This window comes from Actinosynnema sp. NPDC004786 (assembly GCF_053601135.1).
On record NZ_JBSGBG010000023.1, the window covers coordinates 30,293 to 46,480 of the forward strand.

The following is a 16,188-nucleotide window of genomic DNA, read 5'->3' on the forward strand; positions in this document are numbered from 1 at the left end:
GGGGGTCTTCGCGCGACTTAGTCAGTGGGGGTTCCCGAGGGGTTGTTGGAAGGGGTTGCTGGTTCGTGTTCGCCGCGCGCGCGACAGGTCTGGTCAAGTTGGTGGGGTTGTGCCTGATGGCGGGCGTGCTCGTCGCGGCGGTGCTGTTCCCGGTCGTCGGCGGGCTCGGCCTGGCGTCCAACCGGGCGGCGGACACGGTCGACCAGACCTCCGGTGAGCTGACCAAGGCCGAGCTGCCGCTCGTGACCACCGTGCTGGACATGCACGGCCAGCCGATCGCCTACCTCTACGACCAGTACCGGATCCCGGTGCCGTCCGAGGGCATCGCGGACACGATGAAGGCCGCGATCATCGCGGTCGAGGACAAGCGGTTCTTCGAGCACAAGGGCGTCGACTGGCAGGGCATCGCCCGCGCCGCCGCCAAGGCGGGCGTCGACGGCGAGACCACCCAGGGCGCGTCCACGCTGACCCAGCAGTACGTGAAGAACTACCTCGCGTTCGTCGTCGGCAAGGGCTCCGAGGAGGCGTACGAGAAGGCGACGGAGGTGACGCTGGGCCGCAAGATCAGCGAGGCCCGGATCGCCACCCAGCTCGAGCAGCGGATGAGCAAGGACGAGATCCTCACCGCCTACCTCAACGTCGTCCCGTTCGGCAACGGCGCGTTCGGCGTCGGCGCGGCGGCCCGCACCTACTTCGACACCACCCCGGACAAGCTGACCGTGCCGCAGGCCGCGATGCTCGCGGGCCTGGTCAACGAGCCGAGCAGGCTGAACCCGGGCTCCGACGTGGACGCCGCGATCAAGCGCCGCAACACCGTGATCGACCGGATGCGCGACAACGGCGCGTTCGGCCCCGACCCGAAGGTCGCCGAGGAGCAGGCCAACGAGTACAAGGCCGCCGACATCGGCGTGGTGCCCGACCTGAAGCTGCTGCCCAACGGGTGCGTCGGCGCGGGCGACGGCCCGGTCTACGGCTTCTTCTGCCGCTACCTGATCGACTACCTGGACAAGGCGGGCCTGTCGGTCGAGGAGCTGAAGCGCGGCGGCTACACGATCACCACCACGATGGACCCGGTCGCCACCCGCGCGGCCAAGGACGCCGCCGAGGGCCAGGTGCCGAAGACCCAGCCGGGCGTCGCGAACGCCATGGCGGTGGTCGAGCCGGGCACGGACAAGCACCGGGTGCGGGCGCTGGCCGCCAACCGCGACTTCGGCAACAACGCCGACGCCGGGCAGAGCGCCTACTCGATCCCGGCCGAGGTGACCAGGTTCGGCGCGGGCTCGATCTACAAGGTGTTCACCGCCGCGTCCGCGCTGGAGCAGCACGTCACCGGCATCGACAAGCAGATCGACGTGCCGAAGCTCTACACGTCCAGGGTCTACAAGGACGGCAACAAGCCCTACACGGTCAAGAATGCGGGCGAGTACAAGGAAAAGATGACCTTGACCGAGGCGCTGGCCCAGTCGCCGAACACGGGGTTCATCATCCTGCAGGAGAAGGCCGGCCTGAACAACGTGGTCGACATGGCGTACCGGCTCGGCCTGCGGGAGTCGATGCAGGGCGTGAACAACGCGGGCGACCCGCTCAAGGCGGACGGCTCCAACGGCCCGTCGCAGGGCGACACCTACAAGCGGGACAACAGCGGCTCGTTCACCCTGGGCGCCGGCCCGACCAGCGTGCTGGAGCTGTCGAACGTCGCCGCGACGATCGTCAGCGGCGGCAAGTGGTGCCCGCCCACGCCGGTCGAGAAGATCGTGGACCGCAACGGCCGGCCGGTCCCGCTGAAGGAGATCCCGTGCGACCAGGCGGTCGCCCCCGAGGTGGCGAACGCGCTGGCGACCGCGATGAGCCACGACACCAAGCCGGGCGGCACCGCCGCGGGCGCGGCGACCGGCTGGACCCGGCCGATGATCGGCAAGACCGGCACCACCGAGAACCACTGGTCCGTGGCGTTCATCGGCGCCACGCCGCAGTTCGCCGGCGCGGTCATGACGTTCACCGATGGGGTGGCGCCGCAGGTGATCTGCAACGGCACCCCGCCGAGGCTGTGCGGCACGAACGACGCCGGCGGTGTTTACGGTGGTCAGGTGGCTGCGCCGACCTGGTTCAACGCCATGCGGGTGATCCACGAGGGCAAGCCGCAGGTGGATCTCCCGCCGGTCGACCCGCGCTACCGCTAGTCGACCTTCGTCACGGGTTACGTCACGACCAATCTGCCTTCTGACCTGGGGTTTTATAACGGACTGATACGGAACTTACGGGTATCCGAACACGCAGTGTGACGATCAGTGGGTTATCTCACCAAAAAGTCGCAGCGCTTGTGTTAGGACTTGCCCTCTCCTGTTACATCGGGTTACGGTCCCGGCCGCATGTCACGGTTCGGTCACCATAGGGACACGGCGGTCGCTCCCCGAAAGCGCCGCCAGCCTGGATCCCCCGCCAGGTGTCCCTGTGACCGGGCCGTGCTCCCCGATGCAGGAAGGCACTACCTTGGCACGGCACTCGAAAGCCGGCGGGCGACGCGCGTTCGTCGCGCCCCACCCCCCGACCGGCCCCCGCCGCTCGCACCGAGCGGTGTGCGACAGGAAACCCGTGGGCGGTCGCGTCGCGGCCGTCGTGGTCGCGGCCGGAGCACTGGCGGGCGGCGTCGGCGCCGCCGGCGGCTTCGACGGCGGCGAGACCAAGTTCCTCCCGCTCGCCGCGGGCCCCGACCTGGCGGCGGCGTTGGTCCACACCTCCGCGCCCCAGAAGGCCGAGGTCCGCACCGTCCACGCCGTCCAGCCCGCGTTCGAGGCGGCGAAGCTGATGCGGTCGGAGGGGCTGTTCGCCCGGCAGCACGTCGACCAGGCGATCCGGCACGCGTCCGACGGCTACCAGGCGCGGCAGGCCGAGCTGAAGCGGCAGAAGGAAGCCGAGGACGCGGAGAAGGCGCGCGTCGCCGAGGAGCAGGCCCGCGCCGCCGCGGCCAAGGCCGCCGAGGAGGCCGCCCGGGCCGCCGAGGAGGCCGCGAAGCGCCCGGCGGTCGTGAAGCCCGCCCAGGGCACGTTCACGTCCGGCTTCGGGGCCCGGTGGGGCACGACGCACTACGGCGTGGACATCGCCAACGCCATCGGCACCCCGATCCTGTCCGCGATGGACGGCGTGGTCGTCGAGGCGGGCCCGGCGTCCGGCTTCGGCCTCTGGGTGCGCGTGCAGCACAACGACGGCACGATCACGATCTACGGTCACGTCAACGAGACGCTCGTGACCGCGGGCCAGCACGTCCGCGCGGGCGAGCAGATCGCGACCATGGGCAACCGCGGTCAGTCGACCGGTCCGCACCTGCACTTCGAGGTGTGGATCAACGGCTCGCAGAAGATCGACCCGATCGGCTGGCTGGGCGAGCGCGGCATCAGCCTCTGAGCCCGACCACGCCCGTCACCGCACCTGCCGGGTCGGGGTCCGCGTCACGCCCTCGTGCGGCGCGGACCCCGACCCGGCAGGGGTCGTTCCGGCGGGGAGTGCCGGCAGGGCGGCGAGCCCCGGCCCGGTTCGGACCGCTTCTCCGCACGACGTGGCAGGTCAGGTCGTGCGCGCTGGTCGCGTGACGGGCATACCGACTGGTCGGTACCTGCGGTACGGTGGCGGTCGACACCTTCAGGGAGGCGATCGTGGGCCGTTGGGGAATCACCCTGCCGCTGACCGGCGTGCCGGTGCTCGACCACCGCGCGCTGGTGGCCGAGCTGGCCGAGCTGGGCTACACGGACGTGTGGTCCGCCGAGACCGCCGGCACGGACGCCTTCACCCCGCTGGCGCTGGCCGCGCAGTGGTCCGACCGGGTCCGGCTGGGCACGGCGATCGCCCCCGTCTACACGCGCGGCCCGGCCACGCTGGCCATGACGGCCGCCACGCTGGCCGAGGTGACCGGCGGGCGGTTCGTGCTCGGCATCGGCTCGTCCTCGCCCGCGATCGTGGAGCGGTGGAACGGCGTGCCGTTCGCCGAGCCGTTCAAGCGCACGCGGGACACGCTGCGGTTCCTCAAGGCGGCCCTGGCGGGCGGGAAGGTGTCGGAGGACTACGAGACGTTCTCCGTGCGCGGGTTCCGGCTGGAGCGGACGCCCGAGCAGCCGGTGCCGATCATGCTCGCCGCGCTGCGCCCCGGCATGCTGCGGCTCGCCGGGCGCGAGGCGGACGGCGCGATCACCAACTGGCTCGGCGTCGAGGACGTGCCGAAGGTGCGGGCCGAGCTGGGCGCGGGGGAACTCGCCGCCCGGATCTTCGTCTGCCCGACCGAGGACGCCGACGCCGCCCGCGCGCTCGGGCGCATGCTGATCAGCACGTACCTGACCCTGCCCGCCTACGCGGCGTTCCACGACTGGCTGGGGCGCGGCGAGGCGCTGCGCCCGATGCACGAGGCGTGGGCGGCCGGCGACCGGCGTGGCGCGGGCGCGCTCGTCCCCGACGAGGTGGTGGACGCGCTGGTCGTGCACGGCAGCGTGGCCGCGTGCCGGGCGCGGGTGGCGGAGTACGCGGCCAACGGCGTGGACACGCCCGTCATCGCCCTGCTGCCCACCGGCGGGGACCCGCTCGACCTCGTGCGCGCGCTGGCTCCGGGGGCCTGACGGTGGCGCGGCGGACCGGGGCGACGCCCGAGCGGATCGTGGGCGCGGCCGTGCGGTTGTTCGCCGCGAAGGGGTTCGACGCCACGACCGTGCAGGAGGTGGTCGAGGCCGCCTCGGTCACCAAGGGCGCGCTCTACCACTACTTCCAGTCCAAGGACGACCTGCTGTTCGAGATCTACCGGTCGCTGATCGGGCGGCAGATGGCCGACCTGGACGGGATCGTCGCGGCCGGGCTCGACCCGGCGACCACGGTGCGGCGGATCCTGGTGAGCCTGGTCGAGACGACCGCGGCGAGCGTGGACGAGACGGCGGTGTTCGTGCGCGAGATGCACCGGCTGGACGCGGGCCGGATGGCGAACTTCCGGGCCGAGCGCCGCCGGTACCACGAGACGTTCCGGGCGGTGGTCGAGCAGGCCCAGCGGACGGGCCGCTTCAGCTCCGCCGTGCCCGCCGACACGGCGGTCCTGATCGCGCTGGGCGTGGTCAACCAACTGCCGACCTGGTACCGCCCGGACGGGCCGAAGTCGCCGACCCGCCTGGGGGAGGAGATCGCGGACTTCGTGCTGGCGGGCCTCGGGGCCGCACCCCGGCCGGAGGACGACCGACCGCCGACCGACCGCCCCTGACCAGGCACTACGCGCAACTCGGAGGACGGTGGCGCGCTCGGGCGACGGCGACGGCGACGGCGACGGTGGCGGTGGCGGTGGCGGTGGCGGCGACGGTGGTGGCGGTGGTGGCGGTGGCGGTGGTGGTGGTGGCGGTGGTGGCGGTGGCGGTGGTGGCGGCGGTGGCGGTGGCCGGCGATCGGCGCGGACCCCGCTCGGAGGCGGGTTCGGCGCGGTGTCGGGCGGCGGGCGGGGCCGGTTCGAGCCCGGCAGCCGGCCCGAGGCGGCTCGGACCGGCTCGGGCCGGGGCAGGGGTGTCGGGGCGGGGGTGTCGGGGCGGGGGTGTCGGGCAGCGCCCGCTGCCGAGGCCGCCCGGCCGCCGGAGCGGCTAGGGGGTGCGGTCGGTCCGCCGGCGCAGGACTTCCAGCGCCTTGTCCGCGTGGGCGGCCATGGCGAACTCCGATTTGATGACTTCGATCACGGTCCGGTCGGTGTCGATCACGAACGTGTGCCGCTTCACCGGCAGCGGGCCGAAGCGGCGCTTCACGCCGAACCGGGCGGCCACCCCGCCTGCGTCGTCGGACAGCAGCGGGTAGTCGAAGCCGTGCCGGTCGGCGAACTCCCGCTGCCGCCGCACCGGGTCCGGGCTGATGCCCACCCGCTGCGCCCCGACCTGGGCGAACTCCGCCGCCAGGTCCCGGAAGTGGCAGCTCTCCGCGGTGCACCCGGCGGTCATCGCGGCGGGGTAGAAGAACAGCACCACGGGGCCGTCGGCCAGCAGGTCGGACAGGGTCCGGTCGACGCCGTCCTGGTCGGGCAGGGTGAAGTCGGGTGCCTGGTCGCCGGGCTTCATGGACGTCCTTCCGCGGTGTGCCGATCACGTCGCGCGGGGTGCTCGCGCCCGGGCAACCGTACGGTTCTCGCTAATCTCGTACCAGGCCGGGAGGTGTGAGTTGACGAGCATGTCCGACGTGGCGCGGGCCGCCGGGGTGTCCGCGGCGACGGTGTCGCGGGCGCTGCGCGGCGAGCCCGGCGTGTCCGAGGCGACCCGCCGGTACGTCACCGAGGTCGCGAAGCGCATGCGGTACGCCATCGCCCGGGACGCGTCCAGCCTCGCCGGCGGCCGGCGGTACGCGATCGCCGTGCTCACCGCGGACGTCGGCCGGGGCGACCTGCTCGCGGGCGCGGAGGGCGCGTTGCGGCAGGCCGGCTACGACGTGCTGCTCTACGTGCTCCGCGACGCCGACGCGCGCCGCCGCTTCTTCGAGGAGCTGCCGCTGGCCCGGCGGGTGGACGGCGTGCTGGCGCTGGCGGTCAACCTCACCGACGCCGAGCAGGCGGCCCTGGACGGCCTGGACGTGCCGGTGGTCGCGGTCTGGGACGACGACCTGCGGGAGGCGCTGCGGCTGGCGGTCGGGCACCTCGCCGGGGCCGGGCACCGGGACGTGGCGCTCGTGCTGGCGGGCGACATCGACGAGTCCTACGACGAGGTGCTGGTCGCGGAGGGTCTCGCGGTCCGTCCCGAGTGGACCCTGTGGTCGTCCTCGACGGTGGCGGGCGGCGAGCAGGTGGTGGACGCGCTGCTCGACGGCGAGCGGCTGCCGTCCGCGGTGATCAGCACGAGCGGCGAGGTGGCGCTGGGCGTGTTCCTGCGATTGCGCCGCGACGGCCGGGAGGTGCCCGGCGACGTCTCGCTGGTCAGCCTGGAGGGCACGGACCTGGCCCGCGCCGTCGGCATGACGGCCGTCGAGGGCGCGTGGCGGGAGCGCGGCGAGCACGCCGTGGACGTCCTGCTGGCCCGCCTGCGCGGCGAGGACGACGACACCGAGCCCCCGTCGGTGCAGCTCGTCGTGCGCGAGTCGACCGGTCCGGCGCGCCGGAGTTGACCTCCCTGGTTTGAACCTCACTCGGCTGGGTTATTAACCCCGGGCAACCTCCTGCAACCATCGGGTGACCACTTGTCACCGGCCTGGATTCGGACCGACGGGGAAGGCGAAGCTGTCCGACGTGGACGACGAGCTGGCGGCACTGGCCGAGGCCCACGGCGTGGCCACCCACTACGAGGACGCCGATCAACGCCGCGCCGACGTCGACCCCGACGTGGTCGTCGCGGTGCTCGCGCAACTGGACGTGGACGCGTCCACGCCCGAGGCGGTGCGCCGCGCGCTCGCCGCCCCGAAGCCGCCACCGCGCACGATCGTGCTGCGCGAGGGCGACGTCCTGGACGACCCCGGCCCGGACCGCGTGGTCGAGCTGGAGGACGGCGGCCGGGTCGGGCTGCCCGCCGCGCTGCCGCTCGGCTACCACCGGCTCGGCGGGCGCACCGTGATCGTCGCCCCGCGCCGGCTCGCGCCCGTCCCCCGGTCGTGGGGCTGGATGCTCCAGCTCTACGCCATGCGCTCGGCCGAGTCGTGGGGCATGGGCGACTACGGCGACCTGGCCACGCTGGCCCGGCGCAGCGCCGCCGAGCTGGGTGCGGGCGTGCTGCTGGTCAACCCGGTGCAGGCGATCAGCCCGACCACGCCGGTGGAGCGCTCGCCCTACTCGCCGTCGAGCCGCCGCTTCGCCAACCCCCTCTACCTGCGGATCTCCGACATCCCGGCGTACCGGGACGCCGACGAGGCCACCCGCGCGGCGGTCGACGCGCTGCGCCCGCCCGGCGACACCGAGCTGATCGACTACGACGCCGTGTGGCGGGCCAAGGCGCAGGCGCTGGAGCTGCTCTGGCGGCACGTCGGGCACCGCGAGCCCGAGGGCGAGCTGCGCGACTTCGCCCGGTTCTGCGCGCTGGCCGAGCGGCACGGCCCGGACTGGCGCGAGTGGCCGCCCGAGCAGCGCGACCCCGCGACCGCCACCGCCGACCCCGAACGGGTGGCGTTCCACGCGTGGCTGCAGGAGCTGTGCGAGCAGCAGCTCGCCGCCGCCCGCCGGGCCGCGCGCGACGCGGGCATGCCCGTCGGCATCGTGCACGACCTGCCCGTGGGCGTGCACCCCGGCGGGGCGGACACGTGGGCCGTGCGGGACGCGTTCGCCGCGGACGTCACGGTCGGCGCGCCACCGGACGCGTTCAGCCGCCTGGGCCAGGACTGGCGGCTGCCGCCGTGGCGGCCCGACCGGCTCGCCGAGCAGGGCTACGAGCCGTTCCGGGCCGTGGTGCGCAGCGTGCTGCGGCACGCGGACGGCATCCGCATCGACCACGTGGCGGGTCTGTGGCGGCTGTGGTGGATCCCGCCGGGCGAACCGCCCAAGCGCGGCACGTACGTGCACTACGACTCCGAGGCGATGCTCGCGGTGCTGGCGCTGGAGGCGCACCGCGCGGGCGCGGTCGTCGTGGGCGAGGACCTGGGCACGGTCGAGCCGAAGGTCACCGAGGCGTTGCACGAGCACGGCATGCTCAGCTCGGCCGTGCTGTGGTTCCAACGGGAGTACGACCTGCCCGACCACCCGCTGATCCCGCCGGAGAAGTGGACCGCGTCGGCCATGGCCAGCATCTCCACCCACGACCTGCCGACGGTGGCCGGGTTCCTCGCCGCCGAACACGTTCGGGTGCGAGCCGAACTGGGGTTGTTTGACGGGCCCGCGGACGGGGAATACGGGGCAGCCGAGCGCGAGCGCGGCGAGTTGCTCGAACTCCTCAAGCAGGAAGGCCTGGCCGCCGATGATGTGGTTACCGCGTTCCACGCCCTGCTGGCGAAAGCCCGGTCGGCGCTCGTGCTGACCTCGCCGCAGGACGCGTTGGGCGAGCTGCGCCAGCCCAACCTGCCGGGCACCACCGACCAGTACCCGAACTGGCGCATCCCGCTCCCGGTCCCGCTCGCCGACCTGTTCGCCGAGCCGGGCGTGCGCGCGGTGGCCGCGGCGTTGGCCGCGGGTCGCGCACCGGGAACCGGTTCGTCATGAAGCGACACCGGCACGTCACAGCGCGCGGCACCGCCGCGGAGTATCGTCAACCAGTCACCCGCGCCAAGGTTGGAGGTGGCAGTCTCCCGTGAACACCGACTTGGTGTCCCGTACCGGGCTGGTGCCCGAGCAGATGATCCCCCACAGCAGGCCGACGGACGCCCTGGAGACCGCCGTGGAGCGGGTTCTGGTGGCCGTCCGCCCGTCGAACCTCGCCGACCCGCTCGCCGGCGCGAGCCACGCGGAAGAGTCCCTTCGGGACGCTCTGCGGCGCACCGACGCGGGCTCGGACGCGGCGCTGGCCCAGGCGGTGGCCTGCGCCGAGGCCGCCTGCGAGCACCTGCGCTACTGCGAACTGCAAGAGGCCAGGCTCCTGCTGGTCGCCGCGCGCGGACAGCTCGTCCGGTCGCACGGCGGCAGAACGTGATCTAGAACGGTAGGGGTCGATCGTCCAAGCTCGTCCGGAGGAATCCCTGTGCGGCCGTGGCCCGGAACTCCCTACCCGCTCGGCGCCGCTTACGACGGCGTGGGCACCAACTTCACCCTCTTCTCCGAAGTCGCGGAGTACGTCGAGCTGTGCCTGTTCGACGACGACGGGACCGAGACCCGCGTCCGGCTGCCGGAGGTGGACGGCTTCGTCCACCACGGCTACCTGCTCGGGGTCGGTCCGGGGCAGAAGTACGGTTATCGCGTGCACGGTCCGTACGACCCGGACCGCGGTCTGCGTTGCAACCCGAACAAGCTGCTCATCGACCCGTACGCCAAGGCGATCACGGGCGACGTCGACTGGCACGAGTCGCTGTTCGACTACCGGTTCGACAACCCGTCCGCGCGCAACGACCTCGACTCGGCGGGCCACGTGCCGCTGTCGGTCGTGGTCAACCCGTTCTTCGACTGGGCGAACGACCGCCCGCCGAAGACGCCGTACAACGAGTCGGTCATCTACGAGACCCACGTGCGCGGCCTGACCATGCAGCACCCCGAGGTGCCGGAGGGGCTGCGCGGCACGTACGCGGGCCTGGCGCACCCCTCGGTGATCGACCACCTCAAGGGCCTCGGCGTCACGGCGGTCGAGCTGATGCCGGTGCACCACTTCGTCAACGACCACGCGCTGCAGCAGAAGGGCCTGCGCAACTACTGGGGCTACAACACGATCGGGTTCTTCGCGCCGCACGCCGGTTACGCGGCGATGCCGGAGTCGGCGAACCAGGTGCAGGAGTTCAAGGGCATGGTGCGCGCCCTGCACGAGGCGGGCATCGAGGTCATCCTCGACGTGGTCTACAACCACACCGCCGAGGGCAACCACCTGGGCCCCACGGTGTCCATGCGCGGCATCGACAACCAGGCGTACTACCGGCTGGTGGACGACGAGCCGAAGTTCTACATGGACTACACCGGCACCGGGAACTCGCTGAACGTGCGCAGCCCGCACACGTTGCAGCTCATCATGGACTCGCTGCGCTACTGGGTGACGGAGATGCGGGTCGACGGGTTCCGGTTCGACCTGGCCGCGACCCTGGCCCGCGAGTTCTACGACGTGGACCGGCTGTCCACGTTCTTCGACCTGGTGCAGCAGGACCCGGTGGTGAGCCAGGTCAAGCTGATCGCCGAGCCGTGGGACGTCGGGCCGGGCGGCTACCAGGTGGGCAACTTCCCGCCGCTGTGGACGGAGTGGAACGGCAAGTACCGCGACACGGTGCGCGACTTCTGGCGTGGCGAGCCCGCCACGCTGGGCGAGTTCGCGTCCCGCATCACCGGCTCGTCGGACCTCTACCAGGACGACGGCCGCCGGCCGTACGCGTCGATCAACTTCGTCACCGCGCACGACGGGTTCACGCTCAACGACCTGGTCTCCTACAACGGCAAGCACAACGACGCCAACGGCGAGGACGGCCGCGACGGCGCGGACGACAACCGGTCGTGGAACTGCGGCGTCGAGGGGCCGACCGACGACCCCGAGGTCAACGACCTGCGGGCCCGGCAGCGCCGCAACCTGCTGGCGACCATGCTGCTGTCGCAGGGCGTGCCGATGCTGCTGCACGGCGACGAGCTGGGCCGCACCCAGAAGGGCAACAACAACGCCTACTGCCAGGACAACGAGCTGTCCTGGGTGGACTGGACGCTGGCCGAGAAGAACCGCGACCTGCTGGAGTTCACCTCCGCCCTGACCGAGTTCCGCAGGCAGCACCCCGTGCTGCGGCGGCGCCGGTTCTTCCAGGGCAAGCCGATCCGCAAGGGCGACGAGCTGCGCGACATCGCCTGGTTCACGCCTTCGGGTGAAGAGATGACAGAGCGGAACTGGGGTGACGACTTCGGCCGCTGCGTCGTGGTGTTCCTCAACGGCGAGGGCATACCCGACCTCGACCAGCGCGGCATGCGCGTGCTGGACGACTCGTTCCTGCTCGCGTTCAACGCGCACGACGAGGACATCGAGGTCACGCTCCCGGAGGAGGGCTACGGTCCCCAGTGGACGGTCGTGATCGACACCGCGACCGGCGCGGTGACCCCGCCGGACGCGGGGGAGCCGGTGCCCGCGGGCGGCAAGGTCACGCTCGTGGCCCGGTCGCTGGTCGTGCTCCAGCGGGTGGAGCAGGAGTGAGCGGCCCCCACGGCGCACCTCCCGCGTCGACCTACCGCATCCAGTTCACCCCCGGGTTCACGTTCGCCGACGCCGAGGCCGTGGTCGACTACCTCGACGCGCTGGGCGTGGGCGCGCTGTACGCGTCACCGGTGCTGGAGGCCGTGCCCGGCTCCACGCACGGCTACGACGTGGTCGACCCGACCCGCGCCCGGGAGGAGCTGGGCGGCGAGACGGGCCGGGTGTCGCTGCACAAGGCGCTGCGGCGGGCCGGCCTCGGGTTCGTGCTCGACATCGTGCCCAACCACATGGCCGTCGGCCCGGACGACGTCAACAAGTGGTGGTGGGACGTGCTGCGGCACGGCCGGGAGTCCCGGTACGCGAAGTTCTTCGACATCGACTGGGACTCCGGGCCGCTGCTGCTGCCGTTCGCCGCCGACGAGGCGTCGGAGGAGGAGCACGAGCACTACCGGCTGGTGCACTGGCGGCGCGGCAACACCGAGCTGAACTACCGGCGGTTCTTCGACATCACCACCCTCGCGGCGGTGCGGGTGGAGGACCCGGAGGTGTTCGACGCCACCCACGGCGAGGTGCTGCGGTGGGTGGCGGCGGGCGAGGTGACCGGGCTGCGGGTGGACCACCCGGACGGCCTGGCCGACCCCGGCGGGTACGTGCGGCGGCTCAAGGAGCGCGCCGGCGTGTGGCTGGTGGTGGAGAAGATCCTCGGCGCGGACGAGCGGCTGCCCGCGAGCTGGCCTGCGGACGGCACCACGGGCTACGACGCGTTGCGCGAGGTGTGCGGGCTGTTCGTGGACCCGGCGGGCGAGGAGGCGTTCACCGCGCTGGCCGGCGGGCTGGGCGCGCCCACCGACTTCGCCGCGGTCGAGCGGGAGTCCCGCGACCTGGTCACGGGGTCGATCCTGCGCGCCGAGGTGCGTCGGATCGCCGCCCTGGTGCGCGGCGTGGACCGGGGGGAGGCGGAACGGGCGGTCGCCGAGGTCATGGCGGCGTTCCCGGTCTACCGCTCCTACCTGCCCGAAGGGCTCGACGCGTGGACGGCGGCGGTGGGCGCCTCGGCCTCGCCCGCGGCGCGCGAGCTGGACCGGCAGGTCCGGGCCGAGCCGCACGGCGAGCTGGCCACCCGCGTCCAGCAGACCTCCGGCATGGTGGTCGCCAAGGGCACCGAGGACACGGCCTTCTACCGGTTCACCCGGTTCGTGGCGCTCAACGAGGTGGGCGGCGCGCCGGACCGGTTCGGCGTGCCGCCGGCGGAGTTCCACGCGCGGGCGGCGGCGCGGGAGGCGGGGTCGCCGGCGGCGATGACGGCCCTGTCGACGCACGACACCAAGCGGTCCGAGGACGTGCGGGCCCGGCTCGCGGTGCTGTCCGAGCTGTCCGGCGAGTTCGCCGAGGCGGTGCGCCGGTGGACCGCCGCGCACCCGATCGACGAGCCGTCGCTGAACCTGCTGGCGTGGCAGTCGCTGGTCGGCGCGTGGCCGATCGGCGCCGACCGGATGCGCGCCTACCTGGACAAGGCGGCCAAGGAGTCGAAGGTCCGCACGACGTGGGTCGACCACGACGAGGAGTTCGAGGCGGCCGTGGCGGCGTGGCCCGACGAGGTGCTGGCCGGCCCGGTGGCCGCCGAGGTGGCCTCGTTCGTGGACCGGATCGTCGCGCCGGGCTGGTCCAACGCGCTCGGGCAGAAGCTCGTGCAGCTCACCGCGCCCGGCGTGCCGGACGTGTACCAGGGCACCGAGCTGTGGGACCTCTCCCTGGTCGACCCGGACAACCGGCGGCCCGTGGACTACGACGTGCGGCGGCGGCTGCTGGCCCGGATCGAGAACGGCTGGCTGCCCGACGTGGACGACTCGGGCGCGGCGAAGCTGCTGGTGGTGCAGCGCGCGCTGCGGTTGCGCCGGGAACGGCCCGAGCTGTTCCGCGGCTACCGGCCGCTGCCCGCGTCGGGCCGGGCCGCACCGCACGTAGTCGCGTTCGAACGGACCGGTCTGGTCGCGGTGGCGACCCGGCTCCCGGTGGGATTGGCGGCGGCGGGCGGCTGGGGCGACACGGTGCTCCCGCTGCCGCCGGGGGAGTGGACCGACGTGCTCACCTCCCGGCCGGCCGGACCGCTGCTCGCGGACCTGCTGGACCGCTACCCCGTGGCACTGCTGGTAAGAGGAGATCAGTGACTTTCTCGGTGTGGGCGCCGGCGCACGAGCGCGTCCGGGTCCGGGTCGACGGTCGGGACCACGAGATGACGGCCGGCGCCGGCGGGTGGTGGCACTGCGACGCGGACGGGCTCGACTACGGGTTCCTGCTGGGCGACTCCGACGACGTGCTGCCCGACCCGCGGTCGCGGTGGCAGCCGGCCGGGGTGCACGGGACGTCGCGGGTGTACGACCACTCCGCGTTCGAGTGGACCGACCACCGGTGGACCGGGCGGGCGCTGCCCGGCGCGGTGCTCTACGAGCTGCACATCGGCACGTTCACGCCCGAGGGCACGTTCGACGGCGCGATCGGGCGGCTGGACCACCTGGTCGACCTGGGCGTCACGCACGTCGAGGTGCTGCCGGTCAACGCGTTCGACGGCGTCGCGGGCTGGGGCTACGACGGGGTGCTGTGGGGCGCGGTGCACGAGCCCTACGGCGGGCCGGACGGGTTCAAGCGGTTCGTGGACGCCTGCCACGGGCGCGGGCTCGCCGTGGTCCTGGACGTCGTCTACAACCACCTCGGGCCGTCCGGCGCGTACCTCGACCGGTTCGGGCCGTACTTCGCGGGCAGCAACGACTGGGGACCGGGCCTGAACCTCGACGGCGAGGGCGCCGACGAGGTGCGCCGGTACGTCGTGGACAACGCGCTGGGCTGGCTGCGGGACTTCCACGTCGACGGGCTGCGCCTGGACGCCGTGCACGCCCTCGTGGACCGCAGCGCGCTGCACGTGCTGGAACAGCTCGCCGTCGAGGTGGACGCGTTGTCGGCCGCCGTGGGCCGGCCGCTGACGCTGATCGCCGAGTCCGACCTCAACGACGCCAGGCTCGTGACGGCCCGGGAGGGCGGCGGCTACGGCCTGCACGCCCAGTGGGCCGACGACCTGCACCACGCGCTGCACGTGGCGCTGACCGGCGAGACGTTCGGCTACTACCCGGACTTCGAGGGCGAGCTGGGCCGGACCCTGCGCGAGGTGTTCCTGCACGCCGGCACGTGGTCGTCGTTCCGGGGCCGCCGCCACGGCCGCCCGGTGGACCGCGACCGGCTGCCCGGCTACCGGTTCCTGGCCTACCTGCAGAACCACGACCAGGTCGGCAACCGCGCCGCCGGCGACCGGCTGTCGGCGGCGGTGCCCTGGCAGCGGCAGGCCGTGGGCGCGGCGATCGTGCTGTGCTCCCCCTACACGCCGATGATCTTCATGGGCGAGGAGTGGGCGGCGAGCACGCCGTGGCAGTTCTTCGCGTCCTTCCCGGACCCGGAGCTGGCCGAGGCCGTGCGCACCGGGCGGCGGCGCGAGTTCGGCCGCCACGGCTGGGGCGAGTCGGAGGTGCCCGACCCGATCGACCCGGAGACCGTGCGGCGGTCCACGCTGCGCTGGGACGAGGTGTCCGAGCCGGGCCACCGCGAGCTGGTCGACCTCTACCGGTCGCTGATCGCGCTGCGCCGGACCCGCCCCGAGCTGGCCGACCCGAGGCTGGACCGGTTCGGCGTGCGGGAGGAGGGCTCGGTCCTCGTGCTGCACCGCGGCGGGCTGCGGGTGGTGTGCAACCTGGGGGAGGACGCCGAGGTGCGGCTGGACGTCGAGCCGGCCGGGGTGCTGCTGGCGTCGGCCGAGGTGAAGGTGGACGGGCAGGCGGTGCACCTGCCCGCCGACTCCTTCGCGATCCTGGACGGCCCCGTCACGGACCCTGGTCCGGGGCCAGCCAGCCCACCTCGCTGAGCTTCTCCGCCAGCAGCCGACCGGCCAGCTCGACCTGGTCGGCGAGCTGTCTTCGCACCTCCGGCCGGTCGTCGCCCGAACCCTGGGCGGCGTCGTAGGCCGCGACGAGCCTGCGCGCGGCGTGCACGACCTCCACCCCGGGCCACTGCGAGACGACGATCGGGACGTCGTGCGGTTCGGTGGAGGCGTGCACGGCGCGCACCGCCTGCCGGGGTCCCAGCTCGGCGGAGAGGTCGAGCAACTTCAGCGCGATCGTGTGCAGCTTCACGTTGTGGTGCTGCGACATCCGCACCAGGAGCTGGAAGCCCTCCTGGGGCGTGCAGCCCTGCACCGCGGATATCAGGCCGGTGGCCTGTCCGATCACCGTGCGCGTCTGCACGGCTTTGCGCAGTCCCACGATCTCGGCCTCGAGGCCGGCGATCCGCGCGGTCAGCGAATCGTCACGCCCGTTGTCCCCGACCACGGTCGGGCTCCTCTCTCGCACGTCGGTACCGGTCAGCCAGGCCAGCAGTGCGAGAGCGTCAGGACACGCGGGTGCCAGCACCGGCAAGCCCACAGCTCTCGCTGACCCAGGTG

Annotated in this window: 12 protein-coding genes; 10 read left to right on the plus strand and 2 right to left on the minus strand. The window is 73.0% G+C overall.

Annotated elements, in window-relative coordinates:
• Positions 1 to 65: 65 nt before the first annotated feature.
• The 4 genes from ACWEFJ_RS21505 (at position 66) to ACWEFJ_RS21520 (ending at position 5,227) form a co-directional block, all read left to right on the plus strand.
• Complete coding sequence (locus ACWEFJ_RS21505; protein WP_449714801.1) at positions 66 to 2,180, plus strand: transglycosylase domain-containing protein; 2,115 nt, start codon at positions 66 to 68, stop codon at positions 2,178 to 2,180.
• 412 nt (positions 2,181 to 2,592) lie between these two features.
• On the plus strand, positions 2,593 to 3,402 hold the full coding sequence (locus tag ACWEFJ_RS21510) for a M23 family metallopeptidase (RefSeq protein ID WP_378092227.1): 810 nt from the start codon (positions 2,593 to 2,595) through the stop codon (positions 3,400 to 3,402).
• A gap of 248 nt (positions 3,403 to 3,650) precedes the next feature.
• Positions 3,651 to 4,601 (plus strand): LLM class F420-dependent oxidoreductase, encoded by a 951-nt coding sequence (locus ACWEFJ_RS21515; protein WP_449714802.1) that lies wholly within the window; start codon positions 3,651 to 3,653, stop codon positions 4,599 to 4,601.
• A gap of 2 nt (positions 4,602 to 4,603) precedes the next feature.
• Positions 4,604 to 5,227: a TetR/AcrR family transcriptional regulator gene (locus ACWEFJ_RS21520; protein WP_449714803.1), complete on the plus strand. Its 624-nt coding sequence runs from the start codon at positions 4,604 to 4,606 to the stop codon at positions 5,225 to 5,227.
• Between the two features lie 367 nt (positions 5,228 to 5,594).
• Here the strand turns inward: ACWEFJ_RS21520 and ACWEFJ_RS21525 are convergent, their stop codons facing one another.
• Positions 5,595 to 6,059, minus strand: a complete 465-nt coding sequence (locus ACWEFJ_RS21525; protein WP_378089820.1) for a peroxiredoxin — start codon at positions 6,057 to 6,059, stop codon at positions 5,595 to 5,597.
• 109 nt (positions 6,060 to 6,168) lie between these two features.
• Here ACWEFJ_RS21525 and ACWEFJ_RS21530 point away from each other — a divergent pair, with 109 nt between their 5' ends.
• The 6 genes from ACWEFJ_RS21530 (at position 6,169) to treZ (ending at position 15,612) form a co-directional block, all read left to right on the plus strand.
• Entirely contained in the window at positions 6,169 to 7,092 is a 924-nt protein-coding gene (locus tag ACWEFJ_RS21530) for a LacI family DNA-binding transcriptional regulator (protein WP_449714854.1), read from the plus strand.
• Positions 7,093 to 7,213: 121 nt separating this feature from the next.
• Positions 7,214 to 9,106 carry a 4-alpha-glucanotransferase gene (gene malQ / locus ACWEFJ_RS21535; RefSeq protein ID WP_449714804.1) on the plus strand — a complete coding sequence of 631 codons (1,893 nt, stop codon included), beginning with the start codon at positions 7,214 to 7,216 and terminating at the stop codon, positions 9,104 to 9,106.
• A gap of 88 nt (positions 9,107 to 9,194) precedes the next feature.
• Positions 9,195 to 9,533: a hypothetical protein gene (locus ACWEFJ_RS21540; RefSeq protein WP_378089817.1), complete on the plus strand. Its 339-nt coding sequence runs from the start codon at positions 9,195 to 9,197 to the stop codon at positions 9,531 to 9,533.
• 48 nt (positions 9,534 to 9,581) lie between these two features.
• Positions 9,582 to 11,705: a glycogen debranching protein GlgX gene (gene glgX / locus ACWEFJ_RS21545; RefSeq protein ID WP_449714805.1), complete on the plus strand. Its 2,124-nt coding sequence runs from the start codon at positions 9,582 to 9,584 to the stop codon at positions 11,703 to 11,705.
• Complete coding sequence (gene treY / locus ACWEFJ_RS21550) at positions 11,702 to 13,873, plus strand: malto-oligosyltrehalose synthase (protein ID WP_449714806.1); 2,172 nt, start codon at positions 11,702 to 11,704, stop codon at positions 13,871 to 13,873. The genes glgX and treY overlap by 4 nt, the downstream gene beginning before the upstream one ends.
• Complete coding sequence (treZ, locus tag ACWEFJ_RS21555) at positions 13,870 to 15,612, plus strand: malto-oligosyltrehalose trehalohydrolase (RefSeq protein ID WP_449714807.1); 1,743 nt, start codon at positions 13,870 to 13,872, stop codon at positions 15,610 to 15,612. The genes treY and treZ overlap by 4 nt, the downstream gene beginning before the upstream one ends.
• Here treZ and ACWEFJ_RS21560 read toward each other — a convergent pair.
• Complete coding sequence (locus ACWEFJ_RS21560; RefSeq protein ID WP_378089809.1) at positions 15,572 to 16,075, minus strand: ANTAR domain-containing protein; 504 nt, start codon at positions 16,073 to 16,075, stop codon at positions 15,572 to 15,574. The genes treZ and ACWEFJ_RS21560 overlap by 41 nt on opposite strands.
• Positions 16,076 to 16,188: the final 113 nt, after the last annotated feature.